General features: G+C 72.7%; 14 protein-coding genes. 10 read left to right on the top strand and 4 right to left on the bottom strand.

Annotated elements, in window-relative coordinates; genetic code table 11:
• Positions 1 to 130: 130 nt before the first annotated feature.
• Both ACQP1P_RS29205 and ACQP1P_RS29200 read left to right on the top strand, forming a co-directional pair.
• Positions 131 to 1,330 (top strand): polysaccharide lyase family 7 protein, encoded by a 1,200-nt coding sequence (locus tag ACQP1P_RS29205; protein WP_433075430.1) that lies wholly within the window; start codon positions 131 to 133, stop codon positions 1,328 to 1,330.
• Positions 1,331 to 1,488: 158 nt separating this feature from the next.
• Complete coding sequence (locus tag ACQP1P_RS29200) at positions 1,489 to 2,217, top strand: DUF3159 domain-containing protein (protein ID WP_433075427.1); 729 nt, start codon at positions 1,489 to 1,491, stop codon at positions 2,215 to 2,217.
• Positions 2,218 to 2,240: 23 nt separating this feature from the next.
• Here ACQP1P_RS29200 and ACQP1P_RS29195 read toward each other — a convergent pair whose 3' ends face one another.
• Positions 2,241 to 3,131 carry an IS5 family transposase gene (locus ACQP1P_RS29195; RefSeq protein WP_433090121.1) on the bottom strand — a complete coding sequence of 297 codons (891 nt, stop codon included), beginning with the start codon at positions 3,129 to 3,131 and terminating at the stop codon, positions 2,241 to 2,243.
• A gap of 175 nt (positions 3,132 to 3,306) precedes the next feature.
• On the bottom strand, positions 3,307 to 3,657 hold the full coding sequence (locus ACQP1P_RS29190; protein WP_433075424.1) for an STAS domain-containing protein: 351 nt from the start codon (positions 3,655 to 3,657) through the stop codon (positions 3,307 to 3,309).
• A gap of 452 nt (positions 3,658 to 4,109) precedes the next feature.
• On the opposite strand from ACQP1P_RS29190, the gene ACQP1P_RS29185 reads away from it, so the two are divergent.
• Positions 4,110 to 4,769: a hypothetical protein gene (locus tag ACQP1P_RS29185; RefSeq protein ID WP_433075421.1), complete on the top strand. Its 660-nt coding sequence runs from the start codon at positions 4,110 to 4,112 to the stop codon at positions 4,767 to 4,769.
• Between the two features lie 370 nt (positions 4,770 to 5,139).
• On the opposite strand, the gene ACQP1P_RS29180 is transcribed toward ACQP1P_RS29185, so the two are convergent.
• A complete protein-coding gene (locus ACQP1P_RS29180) occupies positions 5,140 to 5,637 on the bottom strand; it encodes a type II toxin-antitoxin system PemK/MazF family toxin (RefSeq protein ID WP_433075418.1) in 498 nt (165 codons plus the stop codon).
• A gap of 419 nt (positions 5,638 to 6,056) precedes the next feature.
• Here ACQP1P_RS29180 and sthA point away from each other — a divergent pair, with 419 nt between their 5' ends.
• From sthA to yidD, 6 genes are all read left to right on the top strand, one after another.
• Entirely contained in the window at positions 6,057 to 7,460 is a 1,404-nt protein-coding gene (sthA, locus tag ACQP1P_RS29175) for a Si-specific NAD(P)(+) transhydrogenase (RefSeq protein WP_433075415.1), read from the top strand.
• 68 nt (positions 7,461 to 7,528) lie between these two features.
• On the top strand, positions 7,529 to 9,046 hold the full coding sequence (locus ACQP1P_RS29170; protein WP_433075412.1) for an NTF2-like N-terminal transpeptidase domain-containing protein: 1,518 nt from the start codon (positions 7,529 to 7,531) through the stop codon (positions 9,044 to 9,046).
• 324 nt (positions 9,047 to 9,370) lie between these two features.
• Entirely contained in the window at positions 9,371 to 10,603 is a 1,233-nt protein-coding gene (locus ACQP1P_RS29165; protein WP_433075409.1) for a hypothetical protein, read from the top strand.
• 620 nt (positions 10,604 to 11,223) lie between these two features.
• Entirely contained in the window at positions 11,224 to 14,334 is a 3,111-nt protein-coding gene (locus tag ACQP1P_RS29160; protein WP_433075406.1) for an EAL domain-containing protein, read from the top strand.
• A gap of 18 nt (positions 14,335 to 14,352) precedes the next feature.
• A complete protein-coding gene (locus ACQP1P_RS29155; protein ID WP_433075403.1) occupies positions 14,353 to 15,624 on the top strand; it encodes an aminotransferase class I/II-fold pyridoxal phosphate-dependent enzyme in 1,272 nt (423 codons plus the stop codon).
• Positions 15,625 to 15,672: 48 nt separating this feature from the next.
• The gene (gene yidD / locus ACQP1P_RS29150) at positions 15,673 to 16,104 is read left to right on the top strand and encodes a membrane protein insertion efficiency factor YidD (RefSeq protein WP_433075400.1); all 432 of its coding nucleotides are present in this window, start codon (positions 15,673 to 15,675) and stop codon (positions 16,102 to 16,104) included.
• A 67-nt stretch (positions 16,105 to 16,171) separates the two neighbouring features.
• On the opposite strand, the gene ACQP1P_RS29145 is transcribed toward yidD, so the two are convergent.
• On the bottom strand, positions 16,172 to 16,954 hold the full coding sequence (locus tag ACQP1P_RS29145) for a universal stress protein (RefSeq protein WP_433075397.1): 783 nt from the start codon (positions 16,952 to 16,954) through the stop codon (positions 16,172 to 16,174).
• Between the two features lie 185 nt (positions 16,955 to 17,139).
• Here ACQP1P_RS29145 and ACQP1P_RS29140 point away from each other — a divergent pair, with 185 nt between their 5' ends.
• The gene (locus ACQP1P_RS29140) at positions 17,140 to 17,547 is read left to right on the top strand and encodes a hypothetical protein (protein ID WP_433075394.1); all 408 of its coding nucleotides are present in this window, start codon (positions 17,140 to 17,142) and stop codon (positions 17,545 to 17,547) included.
• The last annotated feature ends 8 nt before the right edge of the window (positions 17,548 to 17,555 follow it).

The following is a 17,555-nucleotide window of genomic DNA, read 5'->3' as shown; positions in this document are numbered from 1 at the left end:
GAGTCCTAACAATGACTTGAGCTGCGCGGATGCCCGTTAGCGGGTCCGTGGGCGGGTTGACAACGCATCGATGGGAGCGTTTATTGGCAGCCACTCTGCCAGATAACTCCCGATCGGCAAGGGACCGCCCATGAAACGCCGCTCCAAGATTCTCATCGGGTTCACCGCCGCCGCCGTGGCCGGCACGCTCGGCGTGCTCGGGGTCACCGCGGCCACCGCGGCGACCGCCGGGCCGATCGTCGGCCTCGGCGGCAAGTGTGTCGACGTGGCCGCCGCGAGCTCGGCGAACGGGGCCGCGATCCAGCTGTACGACTGCAACGGCACGAACGCGCAGAGCTGGACGGTCGGCGCCGGCGACAACACCGTCCGAGCGCTCGGCAAGTGCCTCGACGTGACGGCGGCGTCGACCGCCAACGGGGCGAAGATCCAGCTCTACGACTGCAACGGCACCGCGGCCCAGCAGTGGACCGCGAACGGGTCGGCGCTGGTCAACACGGGTTCGGGCAAGTGCCTGGACGCCACGGACCAGAGCTCTGCCAACGGTACCCGCCTGCAGATCTGGACCTGCGCGGGTTCGGCGAACCAGGCGTGGACGCTGCCGGGCGGTACGACGACGCCGACGACGCCCTCGTCCGGCCTCGACCCGAACGTCGCGCCGGGCGGGAACTTCGACCTGTCCATCTGGCAGCTCCAGCTGCCGACGGGCAGCCCCGGATCGCCGACGCAGATCCCGCCCTCGCAGCTGAAGGGGGCGAACGGGTACGTGAACCCGGCGTACTTCTTCACCGACAAGACCGACGGCTCGATGACGTTCTGGGCGCCGGAGAAGGGCGTGACCACACCGAACTCCAACTACGCGCGCTCCGAGCTGCGCGAGATGAACGCGGACGGCAGCGCGGCCGACTGGAGGCTCGCGGGCTCGCACAAGCTCTCCGCGACACTGCGCATCCCCTCGGTCACGAAGAACGTGTGCGTCGGGCAGATCCACCTCGGCACCGGCGGGCCGTCGACGAAGCCGCTGCTGGAGCTGTACTACCGGCCGAACGGCGACATCATCCTCGGTACCGAGAACTCCCCGGACGGCGGCCAGACGCTGCACACCGTGGGCAACGTGCCGCTCGGCGTGCGGTGGAGCTACGTGATCGCGATCTCCGGCGGCAACACCATCAAGCTGACGATCAACGGCAGCACGACGAGCTACGGGATTCCGTCGTCGTTCAACCAGTACGGCATGTACTTCAAGGCTGGCTCCTACAACCAGTCCTCGTCCGAGAGCACCACGAACGGCGCGAAGGTGAAGTTCTACGCGCTGAGCGTGAGCCACGGCTGACCCGCGTCATGGGTGTGGCCGCGCCGCCCGGCGGCCTCGTCCGCGCTGACCCTGCGTCATGGCCGTGATGCCCAGCGCATCCGTCGTCTTGCCTCGCTCACGTCCGACAGGGCAGGCTAACCTTCGTTCGAGCGGAGCGTGGGCGAGGCGGGGGACGGATGGCGCGCGAGGGTGAGCCGGCCGAGCTGGCCGGCGCGGACGAGGGCACGGGTGGGGCACCGGCTCGGGCCGTCGCGGACGCCGCCGGTTCGGATCAGGCCGCGGACGAGTCGCTCACCACGCTGCTCGGCGGCTGGCGCTCGGCCGTCGAGACCGCGGCCCCCGTGGCCGGCTTCGCGATCGGCTGGCTGGCGGGCGGCCACTCGATCCCGTGGGGCGCGGGCATCGCGGTGCTGGCCGGCGCGATCGTCGCCGGCTGGCGCCTGGCGCAGCGCCGGCGCCCGGTCGGCGCGGTCCTGAGCCTGCTCGTCGTCTGCGCCGGTGCCCTGGTGGCGCTGCGCACCGGGCGGGCCGAGGACTTCTTCGGCGTACGTGTGCTGACCAATGCCGTCTCCGCCCTCGCCTGGGCCGCGAGCATTCTCGTCCGCTGGCCCTTCCTCGGCCTGATCGCCGGCACGGTCCTGGGCCAGAAGACCCGCTGGCGCCGCGACCGGGCCCTGCTGCGGGCCTATCAGCGCGCGAGTTGGGTGTGGGTGCTGCAGTACGTCGTCCGCCTCGCCGTCTTCATCCCGCTCTACGCCGCCGGTGCCGTGCTGTGGCTGGCCGGGGCGCAGACGATCCTGACCTGGCCTCTGGTGGCGGCGTGCCTGGCGGTGAGCTGGTGGGTCCTGCGCCGGGCCCTGCCCCCTGAGCACCCCGGGATCCGCCACCCCGTCGACTCCGCCTGAGAGAGTGTTGGGTAACCAGGGGGCTACTTTTGGTCTTGGTTGAGTTCGTCGTTAAGGCGTCGGGCCGCTTCGGTTTCGATCGGGCCGTGAGGTTCGATGTCCTCACCGGCGAGGCGGGCGGCCATGAGCCGGATCATCGCTACTTTGATCATGGCCTCGGCGTGCGCGGGTTTGCGTTCGTAGTCGCGTGCCAATCGTCTGCACCGTCCCAACCAGGCGAAGGTTCGTTCCACCACCCAGCGGCGGGGTAGCACCTGGAAGCCTTTCACGTCAGCGTTGCGCGGCACGATCTGCAACTCGATCCCGGCGTGGAGGCGGGCCCAGTCCAGCAGCCGGGCGTCGACGTGGTTGGCGTAGCCGGCGTCGGCCCAGACCAGGCCCAGCAGCGGAAACGCTGTGGTGATGCCGGCCAGGACCAGCTTCGCGCCGGCGCGTTCCTGCACTGAGGCGGCGTGGACCACGGCTTTGAGCAGCAGCCCTCCGGTGTCGACCAGCAGATGCCGTTTCCGGCCACGGGTGCGTTTGCCCGCGTCCCAGCCGATCTGCTCACCACCTTCGTGGCTGTGCGCGGTCTGAGAGTCCAGGACGGCCGCGGACGGCTGCGGATCCCGGCCTTCAGCGGTGCGGACCTGATCCCGCAGCCGATCGTGGACCCGGTCCCAGGTGCCATCGGCGCTCCAGCACCGAAACCATCGGTATGCCACATCCCATGGCGCAAGGTCATGCGGCACATGCCGCCACGCACAACCAGCCCGCAGCACGTACAGGATCGTGTCGATGACCAGCCGGTGCGGATACCGCAACGGCCGGCCGCCACGGCGCGGATCCCGCACCGGCAACAACGGTGCGATGACCGCCCACTCCGAATCGGTCAGCGACGACTCATACGCCGGTTTACAGACACAACGACACAGACGTGATCCTCGCTGACATGGTCAGCGAAGATCACGCCGAGGTATCACAACGCCCTCTGAGGCGCCGCGGCCGAGGATCGGCGCGCCGGCTACCCGGCGTGCGCCCTGCCCTCGGCTTCCTAGCGTTCGGCTGTCCAGCGTTCGGTTGTCTGGCCTTCGGCTGTCCGGTCTTCGGCTATCGGGGCGTTTCGCCCAGCGCCGTCAAGGCCTCGTCCACGGTGTCGGTGAGCGTCAGCACCCGGTCGAGCGCGGTCAGGTCGAAGATCCGCCGGATGCGCGCGTGCGGGCACACCACGGCGAAGCCGCCGCTCTCGCGCAGGCGCTTGTGGATCGACACCAGCACCCGCAGCGCCGTGGAGTCGATGAAGTCGACCTGGGACAGGTCGAGCACGAGGCGCGTCTCACCGTCGTCGAGGGTCTGATGCAGCAGCGCGTGCAGCTCCGGCGAGGTGGCGACATCGAGCGCCCCGGTCGGCGTGACCACCACGCACCCACCGATGGTGCCGGTCGCGATGCCGTCGGTCATTTCCGCCCCCATGGCCTGTCACGTGGCCTGTCACGCTGCGTCAAGCGAGGTCCCTCCCCGGTCGGACACGCGGCATGTTACCGCCCCCGCGGTCACCCTTCGCGATCCCACGCCCGATTTGAAACCGGCGCGTGTCGGTTCCCGGCGCCGGCCCTCACCCCCTGTATCCGAACCTATCGCGATCCGCTTTCCCGCCGCCCGGGCAACTCGCCGAGCCACGCCCCGGCCGCCAGCGGCGAGTCCTACGAGCGGTGGACGGCGAGTCATCCGGGCAGGTGGATTCGGGCGGACTCCCGGGGACTGGCGGCGAGTCTGTGCGGGCGCCGGAATCCGTGCGTGACTCCCGGCGGCCGGCGCCGTTGAGCCTTTCGACCCCTCGATGCGGCGGAGCGTCCGCCGCATCGGTCGCAGGGGGCCACTGCCACGACAGCCGCGCGACGGGATAGGACGCCATGGACGGGACCGCCACCGAACAGCTCAGCATGACCGCCGCCGAACTGTCGTTCCTGCTGGCCAGCGCCAGTCAGCCGGGGCAGACGCCGCGGCTGCTCGGGCTCACCGAGGCCGATCGCACCGACTCGGTGCTCAGCGCGGGCGTCGGGTCGCTGCTCCTGCGCCACCTGGCCGCGCCGGTCGAGGGCAGCGGAAGCCGGCTCGAACTCGCCCCCGCGGTCGCGGCCGTCGCCGCCGGGCTGCACCGGCCCCGCGGGTTCGTGCAGGTCGGGCTCACGGCGGACGATCACGCGGACGGTGCGCTGATGCTCGACGCCGAGCGCATCCGGGTGCTGGTGGCCGCGCGCGCGTACCGCTGCTACGACATCACCCCGATCCCGGCCGACACCGACGTGCGTGAGCCGCTGCTCGCCGTCGCCGACCGGTTCCTGCACCGCCACCGCCCGGCGGTCGCCACGTTCACCGCCTCCTCGACGGCGGACTTCGAGCGCGGCATCCAGCCGGGCCGCGCGACGCTGTCCTCGTCGGCGGACGGCAAGTGGCGCGTGGTGACGCGCGACGGTACGGAGACCAAGGCCGACGACTTCGACTCGGCGGCCGCGGTGATGCGTGAGGAGCTCGGCCGGATGCTGCCGATGCAGGTGACGCAGCAGTCGTAGGCGCCGGCTTATACGAAAAGTCGGAAATGTCCGGACATTTCCGACCCGGGAACCGGTGCGGCTCAGGTGCCGAGCCGCACCGCCCGACTCGATTGAGCCGAGCCCTTCGCGCCGATCGTCGAACCACGCTGCCGGCTGCCGAACCATGTTGCCGGCTGTCGAACCGCGCGCCTGCCGCTTGCGCCGAGCGCCTTCGGTTGAGCCGAGCGCCTTCAACCGAGCGCCTTCGGTCGAACGAGCGCCTTCGGTTGTGCCGCGCGCCCACCGCCCGGGCCGGGCGCCTCGACGGGGTGAGAGCCGTGCGACGGCGGACGGCCCGGGGGAGGGATGCGCGAAGAGCGGAAGCGCGGCGGTCAAGAAGCCGGGAAGCTCAGGACCAGCCGTAGCCCGAGCGCAGCTCCGCCGCGACGCGGTCGAAGCGTTCGCGGTCCAGGATCGCGCCCTCGCGGCGGATGCCGTCGGCGTCGACCGTCAGGACGCGGTCGAGGCGCACCCAGCTCGGGCGCTTGTCGCGGTCCCACGAGCCGGGGCCCAGGGCGAGCCAGTTGCGCTGCCCGTCCCGCTCCGACTGGCTCGACAGCATCAGGCCCAGCACGGCGGGGCCCTTGCGGCCGACGACCAGCACCGGGCGGTCCTTGCCCTGGTGCGGATCCTCCTCGTACTGCACCCACGTCCACACGATCTCGCCCGGGTCGGCGTCGCCGTCGAGGCTGGGGGAGTATTCGAGCAGCTTCTCGGTCTCGTGGCGCTGCGGCGGCGGGCCGGGGACGGGGTGCTGCGGGGCGCGCGGTCGGGGGGCCGGCGCCGGAGCGGGGGCGGGGCGGCGCACACCCAGGCGCGTGGCCACGGCTTGCAGAAGACGCTTCACGCCGACGACCATAGCCGCAACCCCCGCCACCCGCCGCGTAGCACGCCCGAGCCCCACCGCACCTCGCGCGAGAGCAGGCCCGGTCGCAGTCGCCGGCCGTGGCGCCCGAGCCGAAACCCGTCGGCCGCAACGCCCGAGGCGAAGCCGCCGGCCGTAGCGCCCGAGGCGAAGCCGTCGGCAGCAACGCCCGAGGCGAAGCCGCCGGCCGCAACGCCCGAGCCGAAGCCGCCGGCCGTAGCGCCCGAGGCGAAGCCGTCGGCAGCAACGCCCGAGCCGAAGCCGTCGGCCGCAACGCACAGGCCGAAGCGCAGTGCGCAGACCGGGGCGCGTGGCCGCAGTTTGAAGAAGACATTGCCCGCGGGCGACCAGAGCCGCCCGCGTCTTTACGCGTCCCGGGCGCGCCGGGGAGACTGTGGACCATGTACGACTTCGATGTCCTCGTGCTCGGCTCCGGGCCGGGTGGGCAGAAGGCCGCCATCGCCGCCGCCAAGCTCGACCGCCGTGTCGCCGTCGTCGAACGGCGCAACATGATCGGCGGGGTCTGCATCAACACGGGCACCATTCCGAGCAAGACGCTGCGCGAGGCGGTCCTGTATTTGACCGGCCTCAACCAGCGCGAGATGTACGGCCAGAGCTACCGCGTCAAGGAGGACATCACCGTCGGCGACCTGGGCGCGCGCACCACGCACGTCATCGGGCGCGAGATCGAGGTCATCCGCAGCCAGCTCGCCCGCAACCGGGTCCGGCTGCTGCAGGGTACCGGGCGGTTCGTCGACCCGCACACCATCGCGCTCGAGGACGAGCAGGGCCGCGAGTCGCACGTGAGCGCGGAGAAGATCATCGTCGCGGCGGGGACGCGGCCGGCCCGGCCCGACAGTGTCGACTTCGACGACGTGACGATCATCGACTCCGACGGCATCCTCAACCTCGACAAGGTGCCCGCCTCGATGGTGGTGGTCGGCGCCGGGGTCATCGGCATCGAGTACGCCTCCATGTTCGCGGCCCTGGGCACCAAGGTGACCGTGGTCGAGCGGCGGGAGCGCATGCTCGACTTCTGCGATCTGGAGATCGTCGAGGCGCTCAAGTACCACCTGCGTGACCTGTCGGTGTCCTTCCGCTTCCGCGAGTCCGTCGCCGCCGTCGAGCGGCACGGGCGCACCGCGGTCGCGGTCCTGGCCAGCGGCAAGCGCATCGCCGCCGACACCGTCATGTACTCGGCCGGCCGCCAGGGCGCCGCCGACCTGCTCGGGCTGGAGAAGGCCGGGCTCACCGCCGACGCGCGCGGGCGCATCACCGTCGACGAGCACTTCCGCACCGAGGTCCCGCACATCTACGCCGTCGGCGACATCATCGGCTTCCCGGCGCTCGCCTCGACGTCGATGGAGCAGGGCCGCCTGGCCGCGCACCACGCCTGCGACGAGCCGGTGCGGGGCATGGGCCAGCTCCAGCCGATCGGCATCTACACCATCCCGGAGATCAGCTTCGTCGGGCGCACCGAGGACGACCTCACCGACGCGAGCATCCCGTTCGAGGTGGGCATCTCCCGCTACCGGGAGCTGGCCCGCGGCCAGATCATCGGGGACTCGTACGGCATGCTGAAAATCATCGTCTCGCCCGAGGACCGCAAGATTCTCGGTGTGCACGTCTTCGGCACCGGCGCCACCGAGCTCGTCCACATCGGACAGACGGTGATGGGCTGCGGCGGGACGGTGGACTACCTGGTGGACGCGGTCTTCAACTACCCGACGCTCGCGGAGTCGTACAAAGTTGCCGCCCTTGACGCCATGAACAAGATGCGATCCGTGTCGCGCCTGTCGGCGTAGCGTGAGCGGTCCGGCGCGAAACGGAGGCCGTGCACCACGAGGCTGTGCCTGGACGCTATGGTCGGCGCGTGACGAGGCTTCGGGGGATCCTGCTGCTGCTCGGCGCGCTGACCCTGGTCGCGCCCCTGGCCGCCGCCTGCGACGACGATCAGGACAAGGTCGTGAACGAACGGTTCACGACCTTCCTCGCCGACTGGCGCAAGGCCGACTTCAGCGGCTTCCCGGACCTGCTCACCCCGCAGGGCCGCACCCTGGACGCCGCGGCGGCCAAGGAGCTGCTGGCCGGCACCGAGGGCGACCTGTCCGCGCGCCGGCCCGACCTCACCCCGCACGGCAAGGCCCAGCGGCAGGCGTCCGACGCCACGCTGGGCGTCGCCGTGGCGTGGACGCTGCCCGACGGGCGGAAGTGGGCCTACGACACCGCCGTGCACGCTCGGCTGCTCGGCAAACGCTGGCAGGTGTACTTCGGGCCCTCCACCGTCCACCCGAAGCTCGAGGACGGCCAGCACCTGTCCCTGCGCGCGACCCCGGCCGGGCGCGGGAAGATCGCGGCCGCCGACGGCACCCCGATCGCCGCCGAGACGCCCGTCGTGTACGTCGGCGTCGAGCCCCGGGCCGTTCCGGACGTGCCCGGCCTGGTGGCGCACCTCGGCGACGTGTTCCGCTCGGTGCAGGCCGACGTCGACGTGCAGGGGCTGCCCGCGAAGCTGCAGGCGGCCAAGCCGGACGCGTTCGTCGACGTGGTGACGCTGCGCCGGAGCGACTTCGACGAGATCGCCACCGACCTGAACAAGACGCCCGGCATCCGGGTCAGGGCGGGCACCCTCTCGCTGCCGATGACGCGCACGTTCGCCCGGGCCCTGCTCGGCACCTCCGGCCCGGCGACGAAGGAGATCATCGACGCGAGCAACGGGGCGCTCAAGGCCGGTGACGTCTCCGGGCTCACCGGCATGCAGCGACGGTACGACACCCAGCTGCGCGGCCTCCCCGGCGTCTCGATCGCCCCGCTGGACGCCAAGCCCGGCGCGACACCGGGCGAGCCCCTGTTCACGCTGCCGGCCCAGGACGGGGCGGTCATCGCCACGACCATCGACGTGAAGGTGCAGCAGGCCGCCGACGCCGCCCTCGCCGGCAGCGGGAAGCCTTCGGCGCTGGTGGCCGTCAAGGTCAGCGACGGCACCGTCCTCGCCGTCGCGAACGGGCCGGGCCCGGCGGGGTACAACCTCGCCTTCCTCGGCGAGATCCCCGGCCCGGCGTGGCCCGCGGACCCGGCGAGCCTCGGCGTCGGCGGCAAGTGGAGCCTGGGCGCCGACGTGTTCACCGGCCGTGCCGACGCCACGGGCGTGACGGCCGCCCCGATCGGGTACGCCGCGGCCGCCGCGGCGCTGTCCCGCGGCGCGTGGCAGGAGCCCGTGCTCATCAAGGACACGAAGGCTCAGCCGGGCGCGAAGGTGCAGGGCACGCTCGACGCGCCCAACCTGGCCGTCGGCGTGCGGGACGGGATCGCGTACTGCGCATACGTCACCGACGGCACGAGCCAGACCGCCGGCGCAATTGCGGACGCGTTCCTCGCCGCCGTCAAGTAGCGTGCCCACCATGCCGTTCGGTTGAGGCAGAACACCGGAGCCCCTGCCGGCCGATGTCCGCCGCCTGAGCCGCCGCGGGGTCGGCTGGGCGCTGCTGTCCGATGCTGTCCCGCTCTATCCGCTGTACGCCCTGCTGTTCACCGACACCGGCCTGTCCGGCGGCGAGATTTCGCTGCTGTTCGCGCTCTGGTCCGCGGTCGGGATCGCCGCCGAGGTGCCACCGGCGCCCTCGCCGACCGGTTCTCGCGCCGCGCCAACCTGGTCGCGGCCGGGCTGCTGCAGGCGGCCGGGTTCGCGCTGTGGACGGCGCTGCCCTCCTTCGCCGTGTTCGCGGCCGGGTTCGTGCTCTGGGGCCTCGGCGGGGCGCTGGCGAGCGGGTCGATCGAAGCATTGCTCTACGACGGGCTGCTCGCCGCCGGGCACGAGAGCCGCTACGTCCGCGTCTCCGGCCAGGTCACCGCGGCCGGGCTCGTCGCGCAGATCCCGGCGGCCGTGGCCGCCGCGGTGCTGTTCCCGCTCGGCGGCTACCCGCTGGTCGGCTGGGTGAGCGTCGGCGTCTGCCTCGCCGCGTCCGCGCTGGCCGCGCGGCTGCCCGAGGTCCGCGGGGCCGCGGCCGGCGGCTTCAACGGCGGCTTCGACGGTGACGAATCCCAGGCGGGCAACTTCGACGGCGCCAGACCTGAGGCCGGCGGTTTCGACCGCGGTTTCGACGGCGGCAGGCGCCAGGTCGGCGGCTTCGACCGTGACGGACCCGGAGACGGCCGCGGACCCCGCAGCGGCGGCGGACCTGGTAACGGCGACGGACCTGGGAACGGCGACGGACCCAGGAGCGGCGGCGGACCCGGGAACGGCGACGGACCGAGGAACGGTGACGGACCCAGGAGCGGCGGCGGACCCGGGAACGGCGACGGACCGAGGAACGGTGACGGACCCGGGAGCGGCGGCGGACGCGGGGACGGTGACGGACGCGGGGACGGGGGTGAATTCGAGGACGGCGGCGAGCTCGGGTACTTCGCGACCTTGCGCGACGGTGTGCGTGAGGCGGCCGGGCGCCCGGCCGTGCGCACCGCGGCCCTCGTGCTCGCCGCGCTGGCCGGGCTCGACGCGGTCGAGGAGTACTTCCCGCTGCTCGCCCACGGCTGGGGCGTGCCCACCGCCCTGAACCCCGCCGCCATCCTCGTCATCACGCTCGGCGGGGCGGTCGGGGCCGGGCTGGCCGCCCGCGCCGGGGGACTGCCCGGCCGGGGGCTCGCGGGGCTGATGCTGGCGGCCGGGGGGTTCCTGGCCGGGGCGGCCGCGCTGGACCGGTCGGCCGGGATCGTGCTCGTCGCCGTCTTCTACGCGTTGTACCGCCTGGTCCTCGTCATCGCCGACGCGCGCCTGCAGGCCGTCATCGACGGGGCGGCCCGGGCGACGGTCACCTCGGTCGCGGCCCTGGCGACGGAGCTCTCGGCGCTGCTGCTGTTCGGGGCCTGGGCCGTCGGCGGAGTCTGGTGCGTCGCCGCGTTGACGGCGGCGCTCTCCGTGACCATGGTGCGACCGCGACCGCGCGAGTGACCGCGAACGACCGCGCGAATGCGCGCGACCCTGAGCCCGAGCGACCGCAACCGCGCAGCGCCCGAACGACCGCGACCGCGCGAGTGACCGCGACCGCGCGAGTGACCGCGAACGACCGCGCGAATGCGCGCGACCCCGAGCCCGAGCGACCGCAACCGCGCAGCGCCCGAACGACCGCGACCGCGCGAGTGACCGCGAGCGACCGCAAACGAGCGCGAACAACCGCGCGAACGGCCGCAAGCGCGCGACGACCCCCGGAACCCCGAGGGAACGCGCCCGGCGCCGAAGCCGAGCGAATGGCCGCAAACCCCCGAGCGGCCCCGAGCGGCCCCGAACGCGCGAATGACTGCGCATGACCGCGAATGACGCTGAACGTTTGCGTGAATGAATCCGAGCGTTTGGTTGCCCAGCGTAAAACCGGCCATCGCACGGTGTAGATATGACGGGCATTGGGCAGTACCATCTAAACCGCCAAATGCGCAAATGGCGTCAAAAGCGTCGTGCGGGCCGCTCGGAACGATCCTGCCAGGTACTCCTCATTCGGCAGCGAACTGGGTAGCGTCTGCCTCGCCGCGAGCGCGCGGGGCGGGGCTGGTGATCGCTAACGAAGGCAGTAGAGAGTGAGCGGGTCGGCACGCGGGGTGCTGGCGGGTTACGCCGGTGCGATGGCGGTCCTGGTGATCGCCAACTTCGCGCTGCCCAGTCTCCACCCCGTGCTGTGGTCCGCGATCGGCTGCTCGAGCGTGGCCGCGATCCTGCTCGGGGTACACCTGCACAAGCCCCGCAAGCGGGCGCCCTGGCTGCTGCTGGCCGGCGCGGTCGCCTGCTTCATCACCGGCGACCTCATCGCCGACGTGCTGACCCGGCTGCTGCACCGGTCCGGGTTCCCGTCGCTGGCGGACGCGCTCTACCTCACGATGTACGTCCTCATCGCCGCGGCCCTGGTCTGGCTCTACCGCCTCGGCGTGGTCCGGCGCGACCTGGGCGGCCTGTTCGACGCGGTCACGCTGACGGCCGGGCTCGGCCTGCTGTCGTACATCTTCCTGATCCGGCCCTATGTCGACAATCCGAACCTGTCCCCGCTGGACCGGACCATCTCCATCGCCTACCCGCTCGCCGACATCGTCGTGCTGCTCGTCGGCGCCCGGCTCATCGCCTCCGTGCGCTTCCACGCCGCTCTGGCGCTGCTCGCCCTCGGCGGTGTCGGGCTGCTCAGCTCCGACGTCGGCTACGGCCTGCACCAGCTCGCCGGCAGCTGGCACACCGGGGGCCCGATCGACATCGGCTGGGCCGTGTTCTACGTGCTGTGGGGCGTCGCGGCGCTGCATCCCTCGATGCGTCAGCTGACCGAGCCCCAGGTCCACCGCGGCGGCGAGGAGCGGCTCGGCCGCCTGCTGCTGCTCGGGCTGTCGTTGTTCATCGCTCCGATCGTGCTGTTCGTCGAGATGCGGGGAGGCCAGGTGCGCGACGCCGCCGCCATCGCCGCCGTGTCCGCGCTGCTGTCCGGACTGGTCCTGCTGCGGCTGGGTCGGGCGGTGCGCGCGCAGCGGCTCACCGTGCAGCGCGAGCGACGCCTGCGCAGCGCCGGTGCCGCGCTGCTCATGGCCACCGACGCCGGGGGCGTCGCCCGGACCGTGCGCGGCGCGGTCGCCGAGCTGCTGCCACCGGGCGGCTCCTACGCCGTCGCGCTGGGCCCCGCCCGGGGGCCGAAGGTGTCGATGCCGTACCTGTCCGAGCTGGACCCCGAGCTCGCCGCCGAGCTCGGCGGCTTCGAGGTCGCCCTGTGCTGCCCGCTGGCCCTGGCCGACGGGCGGGCCGCCGAGCGGGCGCTGTACGTGGCCGCCGACGAGGTGGTGCTCGCCGGGCTGCAGGAGGCCGCGCAGATCCTCGCCACCCAGGCCGCGATGGCCCTGGAGCGCATCGCGCTCGGCGAGGAGGTCGGGCGGCGCAACAGCGAGGCGTACTTCCGCACCCTCGTGCTCAACACCGCCGACGTCATCCTCATCGTCGGCGACGGCGACCTCGTCGGCTACGCGAGCCCCTCCGCGCGGGCGCTGTTCGGCTCCGACCTGCTCGGCACCCCGCTGCCGACGGCGTTCGCCGAGGAGAGCGCGGCCGAGGTCGCCCGGCGCCTGGCCGAGGTCCGCGCCGCCGAGCCGGTCCGGCGCCCCGCGCCGCTGCCGGCCGACCTGCCCCGCCGGCCCGTGGACGCGCCCGTCGCCGACAGCGCCCGGCCCGGGCAGGACCTGCAGGTGACCGGCCCCGACGGGCGGCCGGCGCTGGTCGAGGCGACCTTCCGCGACCTGCGCGGCGAGCCCACCGTGCGCGGCGTCGTGGTGACCCTGCGGGACGTGACCGAGCGCAGCCGGCTGCAGGCGGAGCTGTACCAGCGCGCCACCTTCGACGCCCTCACCGGCCTGCCGAACCGCGAGGTCTTCCTCACCCGGGTCCAGGAGGCGGTCGCGTCCGGGGCCGAGACCGGCGCGACGGTCGGCGTGCTCATCGTCGAGCTCGACGACTTCAAGGTGGTCAACGACACCTTCGGCCACGGCGCCGGCGACGCCCTGCTCGTCGCGGTCGGGCAGCGGCTGACCGAGGCGCTGCGGGCCGTCGACGGCTCCTATGGCGCGGCCGGCACCGTGGCGCGCCTCGGCGGCGACGAGTTCGCGGCCCTGGTCCGCCGGGCCGGGACCTCCGCCGACGTGGAGCGGGTGGCGCAGCGGGTGCTGCAGAGCTTCAAGGCGCCGTTCGAGCTCGCCCACGGCACGGTGTCGGCCACGGCCAGCATCGGCGTGGCCACCACCGCCGAGGCCGCCACCGCCCAGGAGCTGCTGCGCCACGCCGACCTGGCCGTCTACGTGGCCAAGGACGCCGGGCGGGACCGCTGGCGGCGCTTCGAGTCCTCGCTGCACAGCGCCGTCGTCGAGCGGCACAAGCTGCGCGCCGACCTCGACCGGGCCATCGCCGGCGATGCCTTCCTGCTGCACTTCCAGCCCATCGTCACGCTCGCCGACGACCGCACCCGCGGCTTCGAGGCCCTCGTGCGCTGGGACCACCCGACCCGCGGCATGGTCCCGCCGGACGAGTTCATCTCCGTCGCCGAGGAGAGCGGCCTCATCGTCCCGCTCGGCGCCTGGGTGCTCAGCCAGGCCATCACGGCCGCGGCGCAGTGGCGGATCGCGTACCCCGAAGATGAGATCTATGTCTCCGTCAACGTCTCGGCCCGGCAGTTCCGCTCGCCGGACTTCGCCCGGTGGGTGCTCGCCGAGATCGACCGGCTGGGCCTGCCGCCGGGCGGCCTGCTGCTGGAGATGACCGAGAGCCTGCTGCTGCACGACGACGGCGAGGTCGCGGCCGAGCTCGCGGCCCTGCGCCAGGCCGGGGTGCGCATCGCCATCGACGACTTCGGCACCGGCTTCTCGTCGCTGTCCTACCTGCGGCGACTCCCCGTCGACGTGCTCAAGCTGGACAAGAGCTTCATCGACACGGTGGTCTCCTCGGCGGAGCAGCACGCGGTCGTGGACATGATCGTGCAGCTGGCCCGGATTCTCAAGTTGCAGGTCGTCGCCGAGGGCATCGAGACGTCGGCGGAGCGCGAACTGCTGGTCACGATGGGTTGCGACCACGGCCAGGGCTACTTGTTCTCGAAGCCGCTGAGCTACCGTGACGCGAGTCAATGGTTGTCGGACGATGCGTCGGGGCCTCAAAGGGGAGGCCGCACCGCGGCCTGAACCACCCCGGAGGATTTCGTGCACGCCTCAGAGCTGGCCACCGAAGTTGACCTTGACCCGCGGTACAGCGGCATCGCCCGCCTCCGCACCGAGACCCGCTTCTACGACGCCGTCATCGACGAGATCGACGGGCGGCGCATCCGCGTCGGGGAGCACTGGCTGACCGATTGGGCCTCCTGCAACTACCTCGGCTTCGACCTGGAGCCGCAGATCATCGGGGCGGTCGAGGAGCAGCTGCGCCGCTGGGGCACGCATCCCTCATGGTCGCGGATGCTGGGCAACCCGGCGCTCTACCCGCAGATCGAGGAGCGGCTGGCCGCCCTGCTCGGGGCCGAGGACACCCTGGTGCTGCCGACCATCACCCAGATCCACCTCTCCGTCATCCCGGCGATCGCCCAGCGCGGCCAGATCCTCATCGACGCCCGGGCCCACAAGACCATCTGGGACGGCTGCGTCTTCGCCCGGGCCCAGGGCGCCACGCTCTCGCGGTTCCGCTCGCTGGACGAGCTGGCGTCGCTGCTGCCCGGGGCGGCCGCGGCCGCGGCCCGCGACGGCGGGCCGGTGCTCGTGTGCATGGACGGCGTCAACAGCATGACCGGCAACATCCCGGACGTGCGGGCATACCTCGACCTGTGCCGGGCCCACGGCGCCGTGCTCTACATCGACGACGCGCACGGCTTCGGCGTCATCGGCGGCCGCTGCGCCGACGAGACCAGCCCCTACGGCTCCACCGGCAACAGCATCATCCGGTACTGCGGGGAGTCCTACGACGACGTCGTGCTCGTCGGGGGGTTCTCGAAGGCGTACTCGTCGCTCATGGCCTTCCTCGCGGTGCCCACGGCGCTCAAGAACCGGCTCAAGGCCTCGGCGGCGCCCTACCTCTACTCCGGCCCGTCCCCGACCGCCTCGCTGGCCACCGTGCTCGCCGGCTTCGACGTGAACGCGGAGCGCGGCGACAAGCTGCGGGCCGAGCTCTACCGGATGTCGATGCGCGTGCTCAACCACGTGCGCGGGCTCGGGGTGTTCACGCCCAACACCGACGACACCCCGATCATCGAGCTGCCGATCGCGCTGGACCGCGACCTGGTCGACGTGTCCGAGCTGCTGTGGGAGCGGGGGCTGTTCGTGACGCTGGCGCCCTACCCGGGCGTGCCGCGCGACCAGGTCGGCTTCCGGGTGCAGGTGACCGCGGCGAACACGGACGCGGAGATCGACGCGCTCAACGACGTCATCTCGGAGCTGGCCGGCGCGGGCGTGTTCCAGGAGGCCCGGGAGTCCAGCGCGAGCTGACGTCGGGGTCCTCCCCTACGGGTGGCGCCGGGGCGGTATCACGGAGTCATGCGCGAACGATGGTCCCGCCGGCGGCACCGGCATCACGACGACTACGGCTACCGGCGCGGCGGCAACAACAGCTGCCTGCGCGATGCCTGCCTGCTCGAGGCGGGCTGCTGCATCGGGGAGGCGATCGACGGGCCCTGCCTCATGGTGGGGCTGCTGTCGCTGCCGGCCATGCTCTTGACGATGGCGCGGGCGCCGCGGCGGGCGGCGTCGCCGGAGGGTCCGCTCGTCGGGGCGATCCGGCGGTACCAGACCGAGGTCTCCGCCCGCCGGGCGCGCCCGTGCTGCCGGTTCACGCCGAGCTGCTCGCACTACGCGGCCGAGGCCATCACCCGCCACGGCGCCGTGCGGGGCGTCTGGCTGGCCGCGCGGCGACTGGCCCGCTGCCGCCCGGGCGGAGCCCGCGGGGCCGATCCGGTGCCGTTGTCGTGACCGGCGCCCGCGCGGGGCACGCGGGCGGGCGGTCCGCGCCCGTCGCGGGCCGGCGGGACCGGCGGGCCTACACGCTGCGGGTGACCAGGACCGGCGAGGCGGCGTGGTGGACGACGAGCTGGGTCACCGGGTTGGGGCGGGGCTGCTCGGCCCAGCCCACCCGGTGCGCGCCCACGACGAGCATGAGGGCGCTGCGGGCCGCTTCCGTCAGGGTCTCCAGCACGCCCGTGTCGCGGCTGTCGAAGCGGGTCTCGACCTCGGGGTGGCGGTACAGCCACGGCTCGAGCTCGGCGGCGACGATCGCGTGCGGGCGGGCCCGGCCGGCGTGGACGGCGAGCAGGGGCACGTGGCGGGAGGCGGCCTCGCCGTAGCCGAACGCGAGGGCGCGCTGGCTCGACGGGGAGCCGTCGACGCCGACGACGACCGGGGCGTGGGCCGGCAGCGCGGTCGTCGGGTCGGCCCAGCGCCAGCCGTTGTTGACGACGAGCACGGGGCAGTGGGCGAAGGCCGCCAGGTGCGCGCTGACCGACGCGTCCAGCACGCTGCCGTCGTGGACCCGGCCGCCGATGACCACCAGGGCGGCCGTGCGGGACTGCTGGCGCAGGATCCACGCGGGGGAGCCGGCCAGGGTCATCGTCTCCACCGCGATGCCCGGCTGCCAGCCCTTGGCCTCCGTGGCCGCGTCCAGCACCAGGCCCTGGCCGTCCGCGGACCCCTCCCAGTGCATCGCGTGCACGATCCGCAGCGTGCGTTGCTGTCGCGCGGCCTCGTCGGCGGCCCAGCGCACGGCGCCCAGCGCTGCCGCCGAGCCGTCCACACCCACGACGATCGGGCAGTGTTCCAGCAGCATGGCGCGCCTCCTTCCCACGTGTCCCGATTCCACCGTCTCTCGCGGCGTGCCCCGGCACAAGGGCGCCCGCGGTTGCCGCCGCGGGCGGTGCGGTTGTCGTCCTTGCGCCCACGGAGGCCGGGATGTCTGGCGGGAGCGACGGTCCGCAGGTGACGCGGGCCCGAGCAGGACGCATCGAAGCGATCGTGTACGGTCCCGTCTCGACCGACTCGCGAGGGGAGCGCGCGACCGACATGCACATCAACGACTTCTGGGTGGCCATCCCGATCGGCCTGCTCATCGGCGTGCTCGGGCGGCTGGTGCTCCCGGGCCGGCAGTCGATCGGCGGGTTCATCACGTTCCTGATCGGTGTCGGCGCGGCGCTGCTGGGCACGCTGGTGTCCGAGCTCGTCAACCTCGACGACAAGGCCGTCGTCAAGGTGTGGAAGATCCAGTGGAGCTGGTGGGAGCTGGGCATCCAGGTGCTCTTCGCCGCCGTCGGCATCGGCCTGGCGAACATGCTGACCTACACGAAGCTGGCGTCCGGGGCGCCGAAGCCGCGCAAGCGGCCCGCCCGCAAGCGGCGCACCACCAAGAAGGCCGAGGACGACTGACCCGCCGG

The sequence above is a fragment of the Dactylosporangium sp. CA-052675 genome (assembly GCF_050947935.1).
GTDB lineage: Bacteria > Actinomycetota > Actinomycetes > Mycobacteriales > Micromonosporaceae > Dactylosporangium.
This window is presented reverse-complemented; position numbering and strand designations above follow the sequence as displayed.

Excerpts from the sequence above, each read along its gene's own strand:
- ACQP1P_RS29205 (WP_433075430.1), top strand. The coding sequence starts at position 131 with ATGAAACGCCGCTCCAAGATTCTCATCGGGTTCACCGCCGCCGCCGTG.
- ACQP1P_RS29200 (WP_433075427.1), top strand. The coding sequence starts at position 1,489 with ATGGCGCGCGAGGGTGAGCCGGCCGAGCTGGCCGGCGCGGACGAGGGC.
- ACQP1P_RS29190 (WP_433075424.1), bottom strand. The coding sequence starts at position 3,657 with ATGACCGACGGCATCGCGACCGGCACCATCGGTGGGTGCGTGGTGGTC.
- ACQP1P_RS29185 (WP_433075421.1), top strand. The coding sequence starts at position 4,110 with ATGGACGGGACCGCCACCGAACAGCTCAGCATGACCGCCGCCGAACTG.
- sthA (WP_433075415.1), top strand. The coding sequence starts at position 6,057 with ATGTACGACTTCGATGTCCTCGTGCTCGGCTCCGGGCCGGGTGGGCAG.
- yidD (WP_433075400.1), top strand. The coding sequence starts at position 15,673 with ATGCGCGAACGATGGTCCCGCCGGCGGCACCGGCATCACGACGACTAC.
- ACQP1P_RS29145 (WP_433075397.1), bottom strand. The coding sequence starts at position 16,954 with ATGCTGCTGGAACACTGCCCGATCGTCGTGGGTGTGGACGGCTCGGCG.